The organism is Geodermatophilus sp. SYSU D00684 (genome assembly GCF_054050455.1).
The window spans coordinates 56,525-76,923 of the sequence record NZ_JBJGZI010000006.1 but is presented as its reverse complement, the minus strand read 5'-3'; the positions used below and the strand labels follow the sequence as shown (position 1 = coordinate 76,923).

The window sequence follows — 20,399 nt, the reverse complement described above, 5'->3', positions numbered from 1 at the left end:
GTGCCCGAACTGCCCGAGGTCGAGGTGGTCCGGCGCGGACTGGAGCGCTGGGTCGCCGGGCGCACCGTGGCCGCCGTCGAGGTGCACCACCCGCGCGCGGTCCGCCGGCACCTCGAGGGCGCCGGGCACTTCGTCGCGGCCCTGACCGGCCGCACGTTCAGTGCCGCGCACCGCCGCGGCAAGTACCTGTGGCTGCCGCTCACCGAGGCCGACGGCACGCCCGCCGGCCGGGCGATGGTCGCCCACCTCGGCATGAGCGGGCAGCTGCTGGTGGAGAAGCGCTCCCAGCCCGACGAGACCCACCTGCGCGCCCGGTTCACCTTCACCGACGGCGGCCGCGAGCTGCGCTTCGTCGACCAGCGCACGTTCGGCGGGCTGGCGGTGGAGGACGCCGACGGGGAGCGCATCCCGCAGCGACTGGCGCACATCGCCATCGACCCGCTGGACACCTCCTTCGACGAGGCCGGCTTCAGCGCCGCGCTGCGCCGCCGGCGCACCGAGGTCAAGCGCGCGCTGCTGGACCAGACGCTGATCGGCGGCGTCGGCAACATCTACGCCGACGAGGCGCTGTGGCGGGCCCGCCTGCACGGCGCGCGGCCCACCGACAGGCTGACCCGCACCCAGGTCGCGGACCTGCTCGACGGCGTGCGCAGCGTGCTCGGCGAGGCGCTGGCGCAGGGCGGCACCTCGTTCGACTCGCTGTACGTCGACGTCAACGGGCAGAGCGGCTACTTCTCCCGCTTCCTCGCCGTCTACGGCCAGGCCGACCGGCCCTGCCCGCGGTGCGGGACGCCGATCGTCCGGGAGTCGTTCATGAACCGGTCGAGCTACAGCTGCCCGCAGTGCCAGCCGCGCCCGCGCGCGAGGCGGTCGTGAGCGACGCCGTCCGCGTGCGCGTGCTGGTCTCCGGCCGCGTGCAGGGCGTCGGCTACCGCTGGTTCGTCCGCGGCCTGGCCGAGGCCGCCGGCCTGGCGGGCTCGGCGCGCAACCTGCCCGACGGCCGCGTCGAGGTCGAGCTGGAGGGCCCGGCCGACGACGTCCGCGCCGTCGTCGCCGCGCTGAGCGGCCCGCACGCCCCCGGCCGGGTGACCGGGACGGTGCAGGAGGACCGCGCGGTGCAGGGGGTCCGCGGCTTCACCACCGCGTGACGAAGACGACATCCCCCCGACACGATGACGCTCCAGTCTTGGCGTTGACCTGCGTGTCGGGGGCTGTCACCCTGGGGACACGAAGCCCGCGCCGACCGACCTCCCGGGGCGGCGGGCACCCCCTCTCGCTGTCGGAAAGGCCGTTTCCGCCATGGCCAAGGCCCTCTTCGGTTCCGTCGTGTCCCCCGCGGAGCTCCGCGTACTCGAGGAGAACGCGGTCCTGCGTGCCAAGGTGCGCCGCCTGGAGCAGGAGCTGACCGAGCTGCGGGCCCAGCGGGAGGCGGCCATCGCCCACGAGCTGCTGAGCCTGACCGGCGACAACGCCGAGCCGGCCCTCGCGTAACCGCGTTCTCCTCCTCAGCACCACCCGCCACGTCCGTCCCGGCGCATCACCCCGGGAGGACTAGGCTGCCGAGTCCGTGCACCTGTCCAGCCTGACGCTCAAGGGCTTCAAGTCCTTCGCGTCCCCGACGACGCTCCGGCTCGAGCCGGGCATCACCGCCGTCGTCGGCCCCAACGGCTCGGGCAAGTCCAACGTCGTCGACGCCATCGCCTGGGTCCTCGGCGAGCAGGGCGCCAAGTCGCTGCGCGGCGGCAAGATGGAGGACGTCATCTTCGCCGGCACCGCCGGCCGCCCGGCCCTGGGCCGGGCCGAGGTGACCCTCACCATCGACAACGCCGACGGGGCGCTGCCGATCGACTACACCGAGGTCTCGGTCACCCGCCGGATGTACCGCTCCGGCGAGAGCGAGTACGAGATCAACGGCGACAAGGTCCGCCTGCTCGACGTGCAGGAGCTGCTCAGCGACGCCGGCATCGGCCGCGAGATGCACGTCATCGTCGGCCAGGGCCAGCTCGACGCCGTGCTGTCCGGCCGCCCCGAGGACCGGCGCGCGTTCGTCGAGGAGGCCGCCGGCGTCCTCAAGCACCGCAAGCGCAAGGAGAAGGCGCTCCGCAAGCTCGACGCGATGCAGGCCAACCTCGACCGGCTGGCCGACCTGACCGCCGAGCTGCGCCGCCAGCTCAAGCCCCTGGGCCGCCAGGCCGAGGTCGCCCGCCGCGCCGCCGGCGTGCAGGCCGAGCTGCGCGACGCCCGCCTGCGGCTGCTCGCCGACGACCTGGTCGGCCTGCGCGACGCCCTGGCCAAGGACGTCGCCGACGAGACCGCGGCCCGCGAGCGGCGCGCCGTCGTCGAGGCCGAGCACGCCGCCGTCTCCCGTCGCGAGTCCGAGCTGGAGGCGGCGCTGGCCGCCGACGCGCCCCGCCTGGGCGCCGCGCAGGACACCTGGTACCGGCTGTCCGCGCTGGGCGAGCGGTTCCGCGGCGTCGCCCAGCTGGCCGCCGAGCGGCACCGCCACCTGTCCGCCGCCGGGCCCGCCCCCACCGGCGGCCGCGACCCCGAGCAGCTGGAGGCCGAGGCCGACCGGGTCGCCGCGACCGAGGCCGAGCTCGCCGCCGGGCTCGAGGCCGAGCGCGGCCGGCTGGCCACCGCCGTCACCGCCCGCACCGGGCTGGAGGAGGCGCTGGCCGCGGAGGAGCGCGCCTGGGTGGCCGCCACCCGCGCGCTCGCCGACCGCCGCGAGGGCCTGGCCCGGCTGTCGGGCAAGGTCGCCGCCGGCCGCTCCCGCGCCGCCGCCGGGCAGGCCGAGGTGGAGCGGCTGGCGCAGGCCGCCGCCGAGGCGGCCGGGCGCGCCGAGGCCGCCGCGGCGCGGCTCGCCGAGCGGCGGGCCGGCGTCGCCGACGCCGACGACGAGGACGTCGCGCTGGTCACCGCGCACACCGACGCCGTCGCCGCGCACACCGCCGCCGCGCGCGCCGTCACCGAGCTCGCCGACGCCGAGCGCGCCGCCGAGCGCGACCGCGCCTCCTGGGCCGCCCGCCGCGACGCGCTCGCCCTGGGCCTGGCCCCCGCCGACGGCGCGGCCGCCGTCCTCGCCTCGGGCCTGCCGGGGGTCGTCGGGCCGGTCACCGAGCGGATCACCGTGGCGCCCGGCGCGGAGGTGCCGCTGGCCGCCGCGCTCGGCGGGCTGGCCGAGGCCGTCGTCGTCACCGGGGTCGCCGAGGCCACCGCCGTGCTCGGGCAGCTGCGCGACACCGACGCCGGCCGCGCCGGGCTGCTGGTCACCGGCGGCCCGCCGCCGCTGCCGCGCGAGGGCTGGCCGGCGCTGCCCGAGGGCCTGTCCTGGGCGCTGGACCTGGTCGAGGCGCCCGCGGAGCTGCACCCGGCGCTGGCCCGCGCGCTGGACCGGGTCGCCGTCGTCCCCACCCTCGACGCCGCCCGCGCGCTGGTCGCCACGCACCCGCGGGTGCGCGCGGTGACCGCCGACGGCGACCTCGTGGGCGCCGACTCCGCCACCGGCGGCGCGACCAACGCCCCCTCGGGCCTGGAGGTGCGCGCCCGCGTCGACGAGGCCGAGCGCGAGCTCGCCGCCGCCAGCGACCGCGCCGCCGACCTCGCCGACCGGCTGGCCGCCGCGCGTGACACCGCCCGAGCCCGCTCGGCCGACGTCGACACCGCGCTGGCCGCCCGCCAGGCCGCCGACCGCAGCCGCTCGAAGCTCGCCGCGGAGCTCGCCGAGCTCGGCGCCGCGGCCCGGTCGGCCGCCGCCGAGGCCGAGCGCTCGGACGCCGCCCGGCGCCGCGCCGAGCGGGCGCTGGAGGAGTCGCAGGCGGGCCTCGCCGAGCTCGAGGCGCGGCTCGCCGAGGCGGAGGTGGCGCCGGTCGAGGAGGAGCCGTCGGCCGAGCAGCGCGACCGGCTGCGCCTGGAGGTGGCCGCGGCCCGGCAGGCCGAGACCGAGGCCCGGCTGGCCGTGCGGACGGCGGAGGAGCGGGCCCGCGCGCTGTCCGGGCGCGCCGACGCGCTGCGCCGCCAGGCCCGGCAGGAGCGGGCCGCCCGCGAGCGCGCCGCGGCCGCCCGGCTGGCCCGCCGCCGCGGCGCGGAGGTCGCCGCCCGGGTGCGCGCCGGCGCCGAGGAGGCCCTCACCGCGCTGGCCGGCTCGCTGACCCGCGCCGCCGCGGAGCGCGACGAGCTGGCCCGGCAGCGCACCGCCCGCGAGGCCGAGCTGCTCGAGGTCCGCACCCGGGTCCGCGCGGCGACCGCGGAGCTGGAGCGGCTCACCGACGAGGTGCACCGCGACGAGGTCGCCCGCGCCGAGCAGCGGCTGCGCATCGAGGCGCTGGAGGAGCGCGCCGCCGAGGAGTTCGGCGTCGACCTGCCCACGCTGGTCGCCGAGTACGGGCCGGCCGCGCCGGTGCCGCCGACCCCCGCGCAGGTCGCCGCCGCCGAGGCCGCCGGGGAGCCCGAGCCGCCCGCGGTGCCCTACGACCGCGCCACCCAGGAGCGCCGCGCCGCCCGCGCCGAGCGGGACCTCACCACCCTCGGCAAGGTCAACCCGCTGGCGCTGGAGGAGTTCGCCGCGCTCGAGGAGCGGCACACCTTCCTCGCCACCCAGCTCGAGGACCTCAGGGCCACCCGCCGGGACCTGCTGACCGTCGTCCGCGAGGTCGACGGGCGCATCCACGACGTGTTCGCGTCCGCCTTCGCCGACGTCGCCCGCGAGTTCGAGGGCGTGTTCGCCACCCTGTTCCCCGGCGGGCAGGGCCGGCTGGTGCTCACCGACCCCGAGGACATGCTCACCACCGGCGTGGAGATCGAGGCCCGCCCGCCGGGCAAGAAGGTCAAGCGGCTGTCGCTGCTGTCCGGCGGCGAGCGCTCGCTGACCGCCGTCGCGCTGCTGGTGTCGATCTTCCGGGCGCGGCCCTCGCCGTTCTACGTGCTCGACGAGGTCGAGGCCGCGCTCGACGACGTCAACCTCGGCCGGCTGCTCACCCTCGTCGAGCAGCTGCGGGCGACGTCGCAGCTGATCGTCATCACCCACCAGAAGCGGACGATGGAGATCGCCGACGCCCTCTACGGCGTGAGCATGCGCGGCGACGGCATCACCGGCGTCATCAGCCAGCGCCTGCGGGAGGCCGACGCCGCCTCCGCCTGACCCGTGCGGCAGAAATGGCCATTTCTGCCGCTCAGACGCCCGAGGGGACCAGCAGGTCGACGACGAGCGGCAGGTGGTCCGAGGCGCCGGCGCCGTCGAGGACCCGCGCCCCGGCGACCTGGATGCCCGGGGTCACCCACACCTGGTCGATGCGCACGTGCGGGGCGCGCGCGGGGTGGGTGAGGCCCTCGTCGCGCTGCCAGAAGCGCCACCGCGCCTGGTCCTCGCGCTCGCCGGCGGCCTCCCAGGCGTCGGTGAACCGCCCGCGCAGGCCGGCGAGCTCCGGGGCGTCCGGGCCGGCGTTGAGGTCGCCGACCAGCACGCCGGTGGCCATCGGCTCGGTGGTCAGCGCCGCCAGCAGGTCCACCTGCGCGGCGCGCTCCTCCGGCGAGCGGGTCGTCAGGTGGGTGGTGGTCACCCACAGCGCGCCGCCGTCGAGCTCGACCAGGGTGCGCAGCGCGCTGCGCGGCTCGCCGCTGCCCGGCAGCGGGTGGACGTCGCTGACCAGGATCGGCAGCCGGGCGAGCAGCGCGTTGCCGTACTGCCGCCGCGGCGCGTCGCCGGGGCGGGCCTCGTCGATCGCCGGGCCCCAGGCCAGCTGCATGTCCAGCGCCCGGGACAGCAGCAGCGCCTGGTCGACGTCCTCGCTGCGCTCGCCGAAGTGCCGGTCCACCTCCTGCAGGCAGATGACGTCGGCGTCGGCGGCGGCGAGCACCTTGGCCAGCCGCGGCAGGTCGTGCCGCCGGTCGTCGCCCACGCCGTGGTGGGTGTTGAAGGTGACCAGCCGGACGGGGATGGGTGGCTGGTCGGGCCCGGGGGCCGGCTTCTGACCACGGGGATCGGTCACCCCGTCAGCCTGTCACCTCCGCCGTCGGGGCCGCAGCGGGCACCGGACCGGCCAGCGGCAGGTCGAGCACCTGCTGCAGGCACTCCTCGCCGTCGGGCCGGTGGTCGGTCACGTGCAGCACGAACCGCGCCCGCCGGCCCTCGAGCACCAGCTCGCCCACCTGGTTGCCGAAGAACGGCCCGGCCGCCTTGGCCCACTCCACCGACGCGGGACGGACGCGGGCCGCCCGCGCGACCGCCCCGGTCAGCCGCCGCGCCCAGCGGCTCCAGCCGATCCGGAAGCCGACCCGGATCGGGTGCGGCGCCTGGTTGTGCAGCGGCGAGACGGTGAGCTGGTGCACCCGCCCGGCCAGGCCGCCGGGGGAGACCACCTCGGCGGCGTAGGCGTGGTGGACGTCGCCGGAGAGCACCACCGCCGTCGCCGGCGCCCGGCCGTGCTCGCCGCGGGCCACGGCCAGCAGCGCGGCGGCCAGCCGGTCGAAGGAGTGCCCGAACGCGGCCCAGTGCTCGAGGTCGGCGGCCTGCCTCACTGCCTCGGCCAGCCGGCCCAGCGGCCGCCCCTCGTGCCGGACCGCCAGCGCCTCGTCCCAGCGCTCGATCGCGTCGATCGCGTGGGGGAGCAGCCACGGCAGCGACGTGCCGACCAGCAGGTGCTCGACGCCGTCCGCGACGGCGGCGCGCATCTGCTCCTCGATCCAGGCGAACTCGTCGTCGTCGACCATCCGGCGGGACCGCTCCTCGAGCACCCGCCCGGCCCGGCTGTCCACCATCAGCAGCCGCGCCTCGCCCCAGTGGCGCACGTAGCTCCAGCGCACCGACCGCGGGTCCCGGTCGGCGGCCTCGGCCATCTCGCGCAGCACCGGCTCGGCGTCGGCGCCCTCGGGCAGCCCGCACACGGCCTGCCACGTCCCGCTGGCCGCCAGCTCGGCGGGGGAGAGGTTGCCCAGGTGCTGGTAGACCCAGTAGCTGACCATGCCGCCGGCGATGCGGTCGGCCCACCAGTCGGTGGCGGTCACCCGGCGCCGCCAGGCGGCCGAGGTGTTCCAGTCGTCGATCATCTCGTGGTCGTCGAAGACCATGGACGACGGGATGGTGGCCAGCAGCCAGCGGACCTGCGGGTCGGTCCAGGACTCGGCGTAGAGCCGGGTGTACTCCTCCAGGTCGCGCACCTGGGCGCCGCGCTCCACCGCCCTCCCGCGGCGCAGGCGCAGCCAGCTGCGGGTCGCCGGGGTGAGCTCGTCGGCGTAGACCTGGTCGCCGAGCAGCACCAGCGCGTCGGGCCACTCGTCCTCGGGCAGCGCCGCGACCCGCTCGGCGTAGGCGTCCAGCGCGTCGGGCGGGATGCCCTCGGCGACGTCGACGGTGCCCGGCGCGGCGTAGCGGCAGGAACCGAAGGCCAGCCGGAAGGGCCCGGGCCGCCCGGGCGTGCGGATCCGGCTCGGCGGGAACGGCGAGCCCTCCTCGGGCCACACCCGGACGCCGTCCGTGCCGTCGGCCGAGAGGTGCACCTCGTAGGGCGTGGTGCTGCCCGGCGCCAGCCCCTCCACGACGACGAGCGCGTAGTGGTGCCCGCCCACGCGGAAGGTGCGCGCGCTGCGCCCGAGGACCTCCACGGTGCACGCGCGGTCGGTCTCGACCCACACGGTCGCCGACACCGGGTCGACGTGCCGCAGCAGCGGGCCGAGCAGCAGGGCCGGGGGATCCCCGTCGGTCGGCGGCATGACCGCCAGCCTCGTCCACGGACCCGGGTTCCGCCCAGAGCCCGCCGTGCGGGAGCTGGGAGACTGACCGGCATGGAGTTCGTGCTGATCGCGATCGCGATCGTCCTCGTGGCCCTGGTCGCCGGGGTGGGCCTCCTGGTGGGCCGCGGTCGCCGCACCACCCGGCTGGACGAGGACGCTGCCGCCGGCACCACGCTCACCCGCCCGCGCCCGCCCACGGCGCCGCCCGCGCCGCCGCGGGAGGACCGCCCGTCGGGGGCCACCGCCTCCGGTCAGGGTCTCGCGCCGGCCGAGCCGGACACCGTCTCGCCCGAGACGCCGCCCGCCGTCGAGCTGCCGCCGGCCGAGGCGGAGCCGGGCGTCGTCTTCGAGACGCCCCCGCCCTCGGCCGGCCGGCTGGTGCGGCTGCGCTCCCGGCTGGCCCGCTCGCAGTCCTCGCTGGGCCGCGGCCTGCTGACCGTGCTGGCCCGCGAGCGGCTCACCGAGGACGACTGGGAGGAGGTCGAGGAGACCCTGCTGGCCGCCGACGTCGGCGTCGCCGCGACCACCCAGATCGTCGAGCGGCTGCGCACCCAGTCGATGGTGCTGGCCACCGCCACCCCCGCCGACCTGCGCGCGCTGCTGGTCCGCGAGCTGACCGCCGTCCTCGGGCCCGACCTCGACCGCGGGCTGGCCACCGACCGGCACGGCGGCCGGCCGGGCGTGCTCCTCGTCGTCGGGGTCAACGGCGCCGGCAAGACGACGACGGTCGGCAAGATCGCCCGCGTGCTCGTCGGGGACGGCAGGAGCGTCGTCCTCGGCGCCGCCGACACCTTCCGCGCCGCCGCCGCCGACCAGCTCGAGACCTGGGGCGAGCGGGTGGGCGTGCTCACCGTCCGCGGGCGGGAGGGCGCCGACCCGGCGTCGGTGGCGTTCGAGGCGGTGCGCACCGGCGTCGAGGCCGAGGTCGACACCGTCGTCGTCGACACCGCCGGGCGGCTGCACACCAAGTCCGGCCTCATGGACGAGCTGGGCAAGATCAAGCGGGTCGTGGAGAAGCAGAGCCCGGTCACCGAGACGCTGCTGGTCCTCGACGCGACCACCGGCCAGAACGGCATCGTGCAGGCGCGGGTGTTCACCCAGGCCGTCGACGTCACCGGCGTGGTGCTCACCAAGCTCGACGGCACCGCCAAGGGCGGCATCGTCGTCTCGGTGCAGCGCGAGCTCGGCATCCCGGTCAAGCTCATCGGCCTGGGGGAGGGCGCCGACGACCTCGCGCCGTTCGAGCCGGAGGCCTTCGCCGAGGGCCTGGTCGGCGCCGCGGACTAGCGGGCCCCGGCCGGGTCCGACCAGCGCTGCTCGATCCGGCCGACCCGCCAGACCACCGCGGCGACCGCCCAGGTCACCACGAACAGCCCGACGATCGCGAACCCGACGAACTCCAGGTCGAGCGAGGCCAGCCAGGCCAGCGGGCCGCCGTCGACGTGCAGCCGCTCGACCAGCAGGCCGATGAGCACGAGGGCGCCGATGACCAGGGCCACGGTCACCGAGAGCACCGTGATGGTCAGGTTGTAGAAGACCTTGCGGACCGGCTTGAGGAACGCCCAGCCGTAGGCGCGCGACATCAGGACGCCGTCGGCGGTGTCGAACAGGCTCATGCCGGCGGCGAACAGGACCGGCAGGACGAGGATCGCGTACCAGGGCAGCACGAACGCCGCCGAGCCCGCCGCCAGCACCAGCAGCGCGACCTGGGTGGCGGTGTCGAACCCGAGGCCCATGAGCAGGCCGACCGGGTAGAGGTGCCAGGCGCGGTCGACCCGGCGGGTCACCCGGCCCAGCAGCCGGGCGAGGAAGCCGCGGTTGTGCAGGTGGTGCTCGAGCTCGGCCTCGTCGTACTCGCCGGTGCGCATCCGGCGGAACACCCGGGCGATGCCCACGGCCGAGCCCAGGTTCATGAGGCCGATGAGCAGCAGGAAGCTGCCGGCGACGAGCGTGCCGACCAGCGCCAGCGTCTGCCCGACGGCGTTGTCGTCCTCCTGGACCACCCCGGCCACCGAGCGCACCCCGGCCACGAGCAGCAGGCTCGCGACGAAGACCACCGACGAGTGCCCGAGGGAGAACCAGAAGCCGGTGCTCACCGACGGGCGGCCGTCCTCGACCAGCTTCCGGGTGGTGTTGTCGATCGAGGCGATGTGGTCGGCGTCGAAGGCGTGCCGGACGCCGAGCATGTAGGCGGTCAGGCCCACGCCGACGCCGAGCACGCCGGTGCTGCCCAGCCGGTACTCCTGCGGCGCCACGGCGAGGACGAGGACGCCCCAGCCGACGACGTGCAGCAGGAGCACGAACGCCGCCATCCCGCCGATGGACCGCCACTCGCGGGGGGAGAAGCCCCCGCGCGCCCCGGCGGGCGAGCGCGGTGCACCGAGCGGGGCGGGCACGGCTCGGGCGGGCACGCTCACGGGTTCCTCCAGCGGGGGACGGCGGACGGACGCGCCGACCTTATTGCACACCGTTTGCAACTGCACATGGCTCGCAGGCGGGCCCCGCGGCTGGCCGTCGCCCCGCCCGGGTGTGCCGGCAACACGGCCGTCACACGACCCCGGGACACGCGGCGCGGAGTTCACGGTCCGGAAACGCGGCGACGACGCCCCCGGAAACAACGCCCCGGCACCGTGAACGCCGCGTCGCCGCCAGGCAGGGGGGCGACCGCGACCCCGACCGTCCCCGGCCCGCCGGGGCCCGTTCCCTCGTTGCGGCCGACGGCCCACGACCCACCTCAGGAGGTTGCCGTGGTCAACACCGGCGACACCGCCTGGATCCTCACCAGCGCGGCTCTCGTGCTGTTGATGACGCCGGGCCTCGCGCTCTTCTACGGCGGCATGGTCCGCGCGAAGAGCGTGCTCAACATGATGATGATGAGCTTCGGCGCGCTGGCGCTCATCACCGTGCTCTGGGTGCTCTACGGCTACTCCGTCGCCTTCGGCGACGACGTCGGTGCCGGCCTGCTGGGCGACCCGGGCGAGTTCTTCGGCCTCAAGGGCCTCATGGAGGACACGACCAGCGAGGCCGGCGGCCTGCCGTCGATGGCCTTCGTCGGCTTCCAGGCCGTCTTCGCGATCATCACCGTCGCCCTGATCTCCGGCGCCATCGCCGACCGGGCCAAGTTCGGCTCCTGGATGGTCTTCGCCGGCCTGTGGGCCACCGTCGTCTACTTCCCGGTCGCCCACTGGGTCTTCGACTTCACCCTCACCGACGACGACGGCGTGGTCACCCACACCGGCGGCTGGATCGCCAACGACCTGGCGGCGATCGACTTCGCCGGCGGCACCGCGGTGCACATCAACGCCGGTGCGGCGGGCCTGGCGCTCGCCCTGGTGCTCGGCAGGCGGCGCGGCTTCGGCCGCGAGGCGATGCGCCCGCACAACCTGCCGCTGGTCATGCTCGGCGCCGGCCTGCTGTGGTTCGGCTGGTTCGGCTTCAACGCCGGCTCCGCGCTCGCGGCCAACAACACCGCCGCCGTCGTCTGGGTCAACACCCTCGCCGCCACCGGCGCCGCTGTCCTCGGCTGGCTCGCCACGGAGAAGGTCCGCGACGGGCACGCCACGTCGCTGGGCGCGGCCTCCGGGGCCGTCGCCGGCCTGGTCGCCATCACCCCGGCCTGCTCGTCGCTCTCGCCGGTCGGCAGCATCGTCGTGGGCCTCGTCGCCGGTGCGCTGTGCGCCCTCGCCGTCGGGCTGAAGTACCGCCTCGGCTACGACGACTCGCTCGACGTCGTCGGCGTCCACCTGGTCGGCGGCCTCTGGGGCACCCTCGCCGTCGGGTTCCTCGCCACCGCCGACGCGCCGGCCGGTGTCGACGGGCTCTTCTACGGTGGCGGTGTCGACCAGCTGTGGCGGCAGGCCGTCGGCGCCGTCGCGGTGCTCGTGTTCTCCTTCGTCCTGACGCTGGTGATCGCCGCGGTCGTCAAGGCCGTGATGGGCTTCCGGATCAGCGAGGAGGACGAGGTCGCCGGGATCGACACCGTCGTCCACGCCGAGTCCGGGTACGACTTCACCAGCCTCGGGGGCGGCAGCGGGTCCGCCCTCCACCAGGCCACCACCCCGAAGACCACGGAAGGGGTCCGGGCATGAAGCTCGTCACCGCCATCATCAAGCCGTTCAAGCTCGACGACGTGAAGAACGCCCTCGAGCTGATCGGGATCACCGGGCTCACCGTCAGCGAGGTCCAGGGCTTCGGCCGCCAGCGCGGCCACACCGAGGTCTACCGCGGCGCCGAGTACCAGGTGGACTTCGTCCCGAAGGTCCGCATCGAGGTCGTCGTCGGTGAGATCGAGGCCGCCCGCGTGGTGGACGCCGTCGTCGAGTCGGCCTCCACCGGCCAGATCGGCGACGGCAAGGTCTGGGTCACCACGATCGACGAGATCGTGCGGGTCCGGACCGGCGAGCGCGGCGAGGACGCGCTCTAGCCGGGTCCCGACCGGAGCCCGTCCGTCGGCCGGGGTGGTGGGAGGACCACCGCCCCGGCCGACGCCGTTCCCGAACCGCTGACCGAGGGGGAGACCGTGCCGGACCTGGGGTCGCTGCCCGAGCTGCCGCGCGCCGAGCGGGTGCGGGTGCTCGACGCCTGGCTGGGCGGCCTGCTGGCCGACGCCGTGGCCGGCACGCCGCCCCCGCGGCCGGGCCGCGGGGGTCCGCCGCCGCGGACCGGCACCGACGGCGTCGCGCTGGTTGCCGTGGGCAGCCTCGGCCGGCGCGAGCCGCCCCCGCACGGCGACCTGGACCTCGTGCTGGTCCACGACGGCCGGCCGGAGGTCGCCGCCCTCGCCGACGCCGTCTGGTACCCGATCTGGGACGCCGGCGTCCGGCTGGACCACTCGGTGCGCTCGGTCGCCGAGGCCGTGTCGGTGGCCTCCACCGACGTGAAGGCCGGCCTCGGGCTGCTCGACGCGCGGCTGGTCGCCGGCGACGCGGCCCTCGCCGCGTCGCTGCGCACCGCCACGCTGGCCAGCTGGCGGCAGTCGGCGTCGAAGCTGCTGCCGCAGCTGCGCGACCTGCGCCGCGGCCGCGCCCGCCAGGTCGGCGAGCTGGCCTTCCTGCTCGAGCCCGACCTCAAGGAGGCCTACGGCGGCCTGCGCGAGGGCCAGGTGCTGCGCGCGGTCGCCGCCGCCCAGCTCGGCGACGAGCCCACCGCCGAGGCCGAGGCGGCCTACTCCTTCCTGCTCGACGTCCGCGACGAGCTGCGCCTCCGCTCGGGCCGGCCCACCGACGTCCTCGTGCGCCAGGAGCAGCGCCCGGTCGCCGCGGCGCTCGGGCTCGCCGACGAGGACGTGCTGCTGCGCGAGGTGAGCCTGGCCGGGCGCCGGCTGGCCTTCGTCGCCGACGACACCTGGCGCCGGGTGGAGGCCGCGCTGGTCCGGCGGCCGCGCACCCGCTACCGCCGGGTGCGCCGCGAGCCGCTGGCCGAGGGCGTGGTGCGCCAGGGCGACGAGGTGGTGCTCGCCCGCGACGCCCGCCCGGCCGCCGACCCCGGCCTGGTGCTGCGCGGCGCCGCGGCCGCCGCCCGGGCCGACCTGCTGCTGTCGCCCTACACGCTCAAGGTGCTCGCGGTGCACTCGCCGCCGGTGCCCGAGCCGTGGCCGGCCGAGGTCCGCTGGTGGTTCCTGCGGCTGCTGGCCAGCGGCCGCGCCGCGGTGCCGGTCCTCGAGCAGCTGGACCAGGAGGGCCTGCTGGCCCGGCTGCTGCCGGAGTGGGACCGGGTGCGGTCGCTGCCGCAGCGCCACCCGTGGCACCGGTTCACCGTCGACCGGCACCTGGTCGAGGCCGCCGCGGCCGCCGCCGAGCTCACCCACGACGTCGACCGGCCCGACCTGCTGCTGGTCGCGGCGCTGCTGCACGACGTCGGCAAGGGCTGGCCCGGCGACCACAGCGTCGTCGGGGAGTCGATCGCCGCCCGCGTCGCCGAGCGCATGGGCTTCACGCCGGCCGACGTCGCCACCGTGGGCACGCTGGTCCGCCACCACCTGCTGCTGCCCGACACCGCCACCCGCCGCGACATCGACGACCCCGCCACCATCGAGCGGGTCGCCGACACGATCGGCCGCGACGCCCAGGTCCTGCAGCTGCTGCACGCGCTGGCGCAGGCCGACGGCGCGGCCACCAGCACCTCGGCGTGGTCGCCGTGGAAGGCCCACCTGGTCGCGCACCTCGTGGCGCGCGTGCAGGCGCACCTCGGCGGCACCGTGGTCGACGGGCCCGACCCCGTGCTGCACCCCACCGAGCCGACGGTCACCCAGGCCGGCGGCGACGGCGCGGTCACCGTGGGGGTCGAGGACGTCGCCGACGGCCAGCAGGTGACCATCGGGGCGCCCGACGCGCACGGCCTGTTCAGCCGGCTCGCGGGGGTGCTCGCGCTCAACCAGCTCGACGTCCGCGCGGCGAAGGTGAACGTCGTCGAGGGCCGGGCGACCGCGGTGTTCGCCGTCCGCCCGCGGTTCGGCCGCGCGCCGCAGCCGACGATCCTGGCCGACGCCGTCCGTGCCGCCCTGGAGGGGACGCTGCCGCTGGCCGACCGGCTGCGCCAGCGGGAGGCCGACTACCGGCAGGACGCCGCCCGGTCCGCGCCGCCGCGGATCTCCTGGCACGACTCGGAGGTCAGCGGCGAGGCGACCGGCATCGTCGAGGTGCGCGCCGGCGACCGGGCGGGCCTGCTGTACCGGCTCACCGCCGCGCTCGCCGCCGAGGGTCTCGACGTCACCTCCGCGCGGATCGAGACCCTCGGGGCCGACGCCGCCGACTACTTCTACGTCTGCAGCCCCACCGGCTGCCCGATCGACGCCGGGCAGCGGGCCCGCGTCGAGGCGGCGCTGGTGGCCGCGGCGCGCGGTGCCGTCCCCGACCCGGCCCGCACCGGCGGCGACACGCCGGGCTGAGGCGGACCGGAACCGTCGGTGCCCCGTGCGACCGTCGGGTCGAGGCGGGACGGACCGGTCCCGCAACCCGACGCCGAGGGGGATCCGGGTGACCGTCCAGCAGACCGCAGCCCTGCAGACCTGGCCGTGCCGGGACTGCGGCGAGGACCGCGTGTTCGAGCAGCCGCCGTGCGCGGACGGGCACACCGACGACGGCGGCGAGTGCCCGGAGTGGATCTGCACCGGCTGCGGCGGCGCGCTCCTGGTCGGCGGGGCCGGGGTCGTCGCCGGGGCGGCGGTGCGGCGCGCGGCCTGACGAGGGACCACCTCACCGGAGGGTGAGCGCCACCCGGCCGGAGGCGGACAGCGCGCCGTCGGTCACGAACGCGATCCACCCGCCGCGGAGCAGGACCAGCTCGATGAGCTCGTCCACCACGTCGTCGACCACGTCGGGGTGCTCGACGTCGCCCGCGGGCAGGAGGAAGTCGCCGTCGGGGCTCAGGCGGGCCGGGTGGGTGAACCCCTCCTCGACGGCGAGCATCTCCGGCCGCTCCCGCCGGGCGGCCAGCCAGGCCGCGTCGATGCCCTCGACGACCGCATGCCGGGAGCGCCGCCGCTCCAGGTGGGCCAGCGCCTCGCCCTGACGGGACAGCAGGTACTCCTCGAGCACCTCCCGGATCCGCGGCGCGAGCACCGGGAGGGGGGCGCGGGTCAGGTCGGCGGGGACCGTCCCGGCCAGCCGGGCGGTGTTCCGCGACAGCCGGCGGAAGCGGGCCGTCGCGCGCCCACCGCCCACCAGGACCAGCGGTGCCGGGTGCAGCCGCAGGTGGGTCCCCAGCGCCCGGTCGACCCGGCGCAGGAAGGCGTCGGCGTCCTCGTCCCGCGCCGTGAGCGGGAACGCCGACCGCGGCGGCGGCCGCAGCTCGCCGGCGACGCCCTCGAGCAGCCGCGCCTCCCGGCCCGACAGCAGCAGGACGACGTGCCGCGGCGTGCGGTGCAGGGCGCGGACCAGGTCGCGGGTGGCGAAGGTGGGGTCCACGACGACGCGGTCGGCGACGGGCACCGGCAGGCGCACCACCTCCCGCACCACGCCGTTCACGTAGACGGCGATCCCCGCCCCGGTGGGACCGTGCCGCGCGGCGGTCACCGCCCCGGCCACGGCGTCGGCCAGGGGCGGGTGTGCGCCGTCGCGGGTCAGCCGGTCCGCGGCCTGGGCGGCCAGGCGCTGCAGGCGACGGGCGTCGTCGTCGGTCATGCGGGGCGCCGGGGTCGTCGCCATCAGCAGGGACACGCACCGGTCGGCGCGGACCGACTGCAGGAGGAGCACCTGCCCGGGGGAGGGCCACTCGATCCGGGCCCGGGTGGCCGTCACGGCGCCGGCCAGCCCAGCGGCACGGCGTCCAGCCGCCGGGCCAGGCGGGCGACGGCACGGTCGAGGACCCGCTCCCGGCGGCGGCCGCGCAGGCCGGGCAGCCGGTGGACGCCGATCCGCACCGGGACGCCGGCGGCGGCCGCGCGCTGGGCCACCAGGGTGACCAGTTCGGTCTCCTCCCGGCCGGCCTCCTCGACCAGCCGCGCCACGAGCGAGGCGTCGAGGGTGACGGGCACCCGGGGGAGGAGCAGGGCGGTGTGCACCTCCAGGCCGGTCTCCCGGGCGGTGCGGTGCGCCTCGTCGAGGACGGCGAGCGCCCCCTCGCGGCCGGTGACGACGGCCAGCAGCCGGGACGGGCTGCCCCCGGCCGGTGCGAGGGTGCGGGCTCCGGCGGGCGCCGGGACGCCCGGCCGGGGGGAGGTGGTCGGTGGGGCGAGGTCGAGGGTGGTCACGGCGACTCCCACGGTCCGGCGAGGTCTCCCCCGGTCCCGGAGGACCGGCCGCGCCCGGGCAGGAGCCGGGACTGACGGGCGGCGGCTTCGCGGATGCGGTCGGGTACTCCCCTCGCGCGAAGCACGATACGTGCAATTCTTTTCGGGTACAAGCCGGGCGGGCGGGGACGGGGCCCGCGTACGGTGCTGCCCGTGGCCGTCTCCTCACCCGGGTGGACCTTCCTGTCCAACCACGGACACGTCCTGGTGAGCCTGGCGGCCGACCCGGAGGCCCGCGTCCGGGACGTGGCCGAGCGCGTCGGCATCACCGAGCGGGCGGTCCAGATGATCGTCGCCGACCTCGAGGAGGCCGGCTACGTCGTCCGCGAGCGGGTGGGCCGGCGCAACCGCTACACGGTGGCCCTCGACGGGCGCTTCCGCCACCCGCTCGAGGAGCACGTCCGCACGGGCGACTTCCTCGCCCTGGTGCTCGGGGACGCCGCCTCCTCGCGGGGCTGACGGGCGGCACCGGTCGCGGCGGGACCGGTCGGTGCGCTGCGGTCGATACGCTGGAGGCAGGAGGCGCGAGGACCCGTCCGGGTCCGTGCCGTGTCGCCGGTCGGTCTGACCGGCGGGCCGTGCCCGCGACACCCGACGAGGACGTGCTGTGTTCGAGACCCTCTCCGACCGCCTCGACAAGGTCTTCACCGGCCTGCGGGGCAAGGGCCGGCTGACCGACGCCGACATCGACGCCACCGCGCGCGAGATCCGCATCGCGCTCCTGGAGGCCGACGTCGCGCTGCCGGTGGTACGCGCCTTCATCGCCGCGATCAAGGAGCGGGCGCGCGGCGCCGCGGTGTCGCAGGCGCTCAACCCGGCCCAGCAGGTCATCAAGATCGTCAACGAGGAGCTCGTCGAGATCCTCGGCGGGGAGACCCGGCGGCTGCGCTACGCCAAGACCTCGCCCACGGTGATCATGCTCGCCGGTCTGCAGGGCTCCGGTAAGACCACGCTGGCCGGCAAGCTCGGCCGCTGGCTGAAGTCCCAGGGCCACACGCCGCTGCTCGTGGCCTGCGACCTGCAGCGCCCCAACGCGGTCAACCAGCTCACGATCGTCGCCGGCCAGGCCGGGGTCGACGTCTACGCGCCGGAGCCGGGCAACGGCGTCGGCGACCCGATCCGGGTGGCCGCCGACTCCATCGAGCACGCCCGCCGCACGATGCACGACGTCGTCGTCGTCGACACCGCCGGCCGGCTGGGCATCGACGCCGAGCTGATGGCGCAGGCCGCCGGCATCCGCGACGCCGTCCAGCCGGACGAGACGCTGTTCGTCGTCGACGCGATGATCGGCCAGGACGCCGTCACCACCGCCGAGGCCTTCCGCGACGGCGTCGGCTTCTCCGGCGTCGTGCTCACCAAGCTCGACGGCGACGCCCGCGGTGGTGCCGCGCTCTCGGTCCGCTACGTGACCGGGCAGCCGATCATGTTCGCCTCCACCGGCGAGAAGCTCACCGACTTCGACGTCTTCCACCCCGAGCGGATGGCCTCGCGCATCCTCGGCATGGGCGACGTGCTCACCCTCATCGAGCAGGCCGAGCAGGCCTTCGACGCCGAGCAGGCCGAGAAGATGGCCGGCAAGCTCGTCAGTCGCGAGGGCTTCACCCTCGAGGACTTCCTCGAGCAGATGATGGCCATCCGCAAGATGGGCCCGATCGCCAACCTGCTCGGCATGCTGCCCGGCGCGGGCGCGATGAAGGAGCAGCTCAAGCAGGTCGACGACCGCGACCTGGACCGCACCGCGGCGATCATCCGCTCGATGACCCCGCAGGAGCGGGTGGACTCGAAGATCATCAACGCGTCGCGGCGGGTGCGCATCGCCAACGGCTCGGGCGTGACGGTCACCGAGGTCAACCAGCTGCTGGAGCGCTTCGCGCAGGCCCAGAAGATGATGGGCCAGATGGCCGGCAGCATGGGCCTGCCGGGCATGGGCCCGATGTCGAAGAAGGCGCGCGGCCGGCAGATGCAGGCCCAGTCCTCGAAGAAGGGCAAGGGCAAGAAGGGCAAGGGCGGCGGCAAGGCCCCGGCCCGCCGGCCGATGGGCGCCCCGGGCCTGCCCCCGGGCGCCGGCTTCCCCGGCGGCCTGCCGGGCGGCATGCCCTCGCTGCCGCCGGGCCAGGCGCTGCCGGACCTGTCCAAGCTCGACTTCGGCAAGTTCGGGGACGAGCGGCCCGGGCGGTGACCGCCCCCTCCCTGCACCTGTCCGGGGTCGTCCTCCCCGAGGGCGAGCACCGCGACCTGTGGGTCCGCGACGGCCGGGTCACCTTCGAGCGGGTCCCGGGCGCCGAGACCGTCTCCCGCGGCGGCTGGCTGCTGCCCGGCCTGGTCGACGCGCACTGCCACGTGGGCATCGGCCGCGGCGGGGTCCCCGTCGAGGACCTCGCCGGGCTGCGCGAGCAGGCGCTGGCCGAGCGGGCCGCCGGGGTGCTGGCGCTGCGCGACTGCGGCTCGCCGGTGGACACCCGGGCGCTGGACGACGAGCCCGACCTGCCGACGATCGTCCGCGCCGGCCGGCACCTGGCCGCGACCCGGCGCTACATCCCGGGCCTGGCGGTGGAGCTGGAGCCGGCCGGGCTGGTCGAGCAGGTGCGGGTGCAGGCCCGCCGCGGCGACGGCTGGGTGAAGCTGGTCGGGGACTGGATCGACCGGTCGGCCGGCGACCTCGCGCCGGAGTGGCCGGCCGACGTCGTGGCCGCTGCCATCGCGGCGGCGCACGAGGAGGGCGCGCGGGTCACCGCGCACACCTTCGGCACCGACGCGCTGCCCGACCTGATCCGCGCCGGCATCGACTGCATCGAGCACGGCACCGGGCTCACCGAGGACCTCATCGCCGAGATGGCCGCCCGCGGCACCGCCGTCGTCCCGACGCTGGTCAACGTGGAGAACTTCCCCGGGTTCGCGGCGGCGGGGGAGGCCAGGTTCCCGGCGTACGCGAGCACGATGCGGCGGCTGTACGCGTCCTCGGGCGCGGTGGTGCGGGCGGCGTTCGAGGCCGGGGTGCCGGTGTTCGCCGGCACCGACGCCGGCGGTGGCATCGAGCACGGCCGGATCGCCGACGAGGTCCGTGCGCTGTGCGAGGCCGGGCTGCCCGCCGAGGCGGCGCTGGCCGCGGCGTCGTGGTCCGCGCGCGCCTGGCTGGGCCTGCCCGGCATCGAGGAGGGGGCGCCGGCCGACCTCACGGTCTACGACGCCGACCCGCGCGCCGACCTCGGCGTCCTGACCCGGCCGCGGCTCACCGTGCTGCGCGGCCGGGTCGTCTGAGCGCGGTCAGACGTCGACGCCGGCGGCGGCGCAGGCGGTGCCGAACCCGGTGACCGGGCCGGTCAGGTCGGTGACCGCGGTGATGACGTCACCGCCGGACTGCACGTCGTCGATCGCGGCGTCGGTGGCCGCGGAGACGGCGTCGGCGGCGGCGAGCAGGGGTGCGCCGGCGTCCCGGTGGCCGGCCGGGGCGTCGCGCAGCGCCTCGAGCAGCGGGACGACGCCGGCGGGGTCGACGTAGCCGGTCTCGTCGACCGAGATCAGCGACAGGCCGACGTAGCCGAACCACCCGGCCACCGCCTGGCACAGGCCCTCGTCGCCGGGGACTCCGGCGCCGGGGACCGGCAGGTCGTCGTCGCCCGCGGGCACGCTGTCGGTCTCCGGCGCGGGGTCGGTCAGGGGCTCGGTCTCCCCGGCCTCCACCGGCGGTGCGGCCGGCTCGGTCGAGGCCTCCGCGGACCGCGACACGGGCGTGGCCGAGCCGCTGACCGCGGTGGAGCAGGCGGTCAGCGAGGCGCCGGCGGTGAGGGCGAGGACGGCGGTGGCCAGGCGGCGGGGCGTGCGCACGGGGGACTCCAGGGAGCTCGAGCCGGGTGTCGGCGGGGGGAGGCCGCCGGTCGGCGGCTCGCTGGGGACGACGGTCGCGGCCGGTGCTTGCGCCGCCCTTGCGCGCGGCTGACCGCGC

18 protein-coding genes are annotated in these 20,399 nt (G+C 76.7%); 12 read left to right on the top strand and 6 right to left on the bottom strand.

All coding sequences use genetic code 11. The annotated features are described in order from the left end of the window. From mutM to smc, 4 genes are all read left to right on the top strand, one after another. Window positions 1–876 carry a bifunctional DNA-formamidopyrimidine glycosylase/DNA-(apurinic or apyrimidinic site) lyase gene (mutM, locus tag ACI79L_RS05750; RefSeq protein WP_456935846.1) on the top strand — a complete coding sequence of 292 codons (876 nt, stop codon included), beginning with the start codon at window positions 1–3 and terminating at the stop codon, window positions 874–876. Continuing rightward, window positions 873–1,148: an acylphosphatase gene (locus ACI79L_RS05745; RefSeq protein WP_456935845.1), complete on the top strand. Its 276-nt coding sequence runs from the start codon at window positions 873–875 to the stop codon at window positions 1,146–1,148. The genes mutM and ACI79L_RS05745 overlap by 4 nt, the downstream gene beginning before the upstream one ends. Window positions 1,149–1,299: 151 nt before the next feature. Further along, window positions 1,300–1,491, top strand: coding sequence for a hypothetical protein (locus ACI79L_RS05740; RefSeq protein WP_456929224.1), 192 nt, complete (start codon window positions 1,300–1,302; stop codon window positions 1,489–1,491). 76 nt (window positions 1,492–1,567) lie between these two features. After that, on the top strand, window positions 1,568–5,140 hold the full coding sequence (gene smc, locus ACI79L_RS05735) for a chromosome segregation protein SMC (protein ID WP_456935844.1): 3,573 nt from the start codon (window positions 1,568–1,570) through the stop codon (window positions 5,138–5,140). Window positions 5,141–5,171: 31 nt separating this feature from the next. Here the strand turns inward: smc and ACI79L_RS05730 are convergent, their stop codons facing one another. Continuing rightward, window positions 5,172–5,987, bottom strand: a complete 816-nt coding sequence (locus ACI79L_RS05730) for an endonuclease/exonuclease/phosphatase family protein (RefSeq protein WP_456935843.1) — start codon at window positions 5,985–5,987, stop codon at window positions 5,172–5,174. A gap of 4 nt (window positions 5,988–5,991) precedes the next feature. Next, a complete protein-coding gene (locus ACI79L_RS05725; protein ID WP_456935842.1) occupies window positions 5,992–7,707 on the bottom strand; it encodes an alkaline phosphatase D family protein in 1,716 nt (571 codons plus the stop codon). Between the two features lie 72 nt (window positions 7,708–7,779). On the opposite strand from ACI79L_RS05725, the gene ftsY reads away from it, so the two are divergent. Next, entirely contained in the window at window positions 7,780–9,015 is a 1,236-nt protein-coding gene (ftsY, locus tag ACI79L_RS05720) for a signal recognition particle-docking protein FtsY (protein WP_456935841.1), read from the top strand. Here ftsY and nicT read toward each other — a convergent pair. Beyond that, entirely contained in the window at window positions 9,012–10,139 is a 1,128-nt protein-coding gene (gene nicT / locus ACI79L_RS05715; RefSeq protein ID WP_456929229.1) for a Nickel transporter NicT, read from the bottom strand. The genes ftsY and nicT overlap by 4 nt on opposite strands. Window positions 10,140–10,475: 336 nt before the next feature. Between nicT and ACI79L_RS05710 the strand changes: the two genes are divergently transcribed. From ACI79L_RS05710 to ACI79L_RS05695, 4 genes are all read left to right on the top strand, one after another. After that, a complete protein-coding gene (locus ACI79L_RS05710; protein WP_456935840.1) occupies window positions 10,476–11,816 on the top strand; it encodes an ammonium transporter in 1,341 nt (446 codons plus the stop codon). After that, window positions 11,813–12,151, top strand: a complete 339-nt coding sequence (locus ACI79L_RS05705) for a P-II family nitrogen regulator (protein ID WP_073421809.1) — start codon at window positions 11,813–11,815, stop codon at window positions 12,149–12,151. Before ACI79L_RS05710 ends, ACI79L_RS05705 begins: the two co-directional genes overlap by 4 nt. 96 nt (window positions 12,152–12,247) lie before the next feature. Next, window positions 12,248–14,614, top strand: a complete 2,367-nt coding sequence (locus ACI79L_RS05700) for a [protein-PII] uridylyltransferase (protein ID WP_456935839.1) — start codon at window positions 12,248–12,250, stop codon at window positions 14,612–14,614. 88 nt (window positions 14,615–14,702) lie between these two features. Next, window positions 14,703–14,909: a hypothetical protein gene (locus ACI79L_RS05695; RefSeq protein ID WP_456935838.1), complete on the top strand. Its 207-nt coding sequence runs from the start codon at window positions 14,703–14,705 to the stop codon at window positions 14,907–14,909. Window positions 14,910–14,921: 12 nt separating this feature from the next. Here ACI79L_RS05695 and ACI79L_RS05690 read toward each other — a convergent pair whose 3' ends face one another. Continuing rightward, a complete protein-coding gene (locus ACI79L_RS05690; RefSeq protein ID WP_456935837.1) occupies window positions 14,922–15,965 on the bottom strand; it encodes a baeRF3 domain-containing protein in 1,044 nt (347 codons plus the stop codon). Next, complete coding sequence (locus ACI79L_RS05685) at window positions 15,962–16,417, bottom strand: hypothetical protein (RefSeq protein ID WP_456935836.1); 456 nt, start codon at window positions 16,415–16,417, stop codon at window positions 15,962–15,964. The genes ACI79L_RS05690 and ACI79L_RS05685 overlap by 4 nt, the downstream gene beginning before the upstream one ends. 192 nt (window positions 16,418–16,609) lie before the next feature. Here ACI79L_RS05685 and ACI79L_RS05680 point away from each other — a divergent pair, with 192 nt between their 5' ends. The 3 genes from ACI79L_RS05680 (at window position 16,610) to ACI79L_RS05670 (ending at window position 19,714) form a co-directional block, all read left to right on the top strand. Further along, window positions 16,610–16,915 (top strand): helix-turn-helix transcriptional regulator, encoded by a 306-nt coding sequence (locus ACI79L_RS05680; RefSeq protein WP_456935835.1) that lies wholly within the window; start codon window positions 16,610–16,612, stop codon window positions 16,913–16,915. A gap of 148 nt (window positions 16,916–17,063) precedes the next feature. Next, complete coding sequence (gene ffh / locus ACI79L_RS05675; RefSeq protein WP_456935834.1) at window positions 17,064–18,635, top strand: signal recognition particle protein; 1,572 nt, start codon at window positions 17,064–17,066, stop codon at window positions 18,633–18,635. Then, the gene (locus ACI79L_RS05670; protein WP_456935833.1) at window positions 18,632–19,714 is read left to right on the top strand and encodes an amidohydrolase family protein; all 1,083 of its coding nucleotides are present in this window, start codon (window positions 18,632–18,634) and stop codon (window positions 19,712–19,714) included. Before ffh ends, ACI79L_RS05670 begins: the two co-directional genes overlap by 4 nt. Before the next feature lie 6 nt (window positions 19,715–19,720). On the opposite strand, the gene ACI79L_RS05665 is transcribed toward ACI79L_RS05670, so the two are convergent. Next, window positions 19,721–20,281 carry a hypothetical protein gene (locus tag ACI79L_RS05665; protein WP_456935832.1) on the bottom strand — a complete coding sequence of 187 codons (561 nt, stop codon included), beginning with the start codon at window positions 20,279–20,281 and terminating at the stop codon, window positions 19,721–19,723. Window positions 20,282–20,399 lie beyond the last annotated feature (118 nt).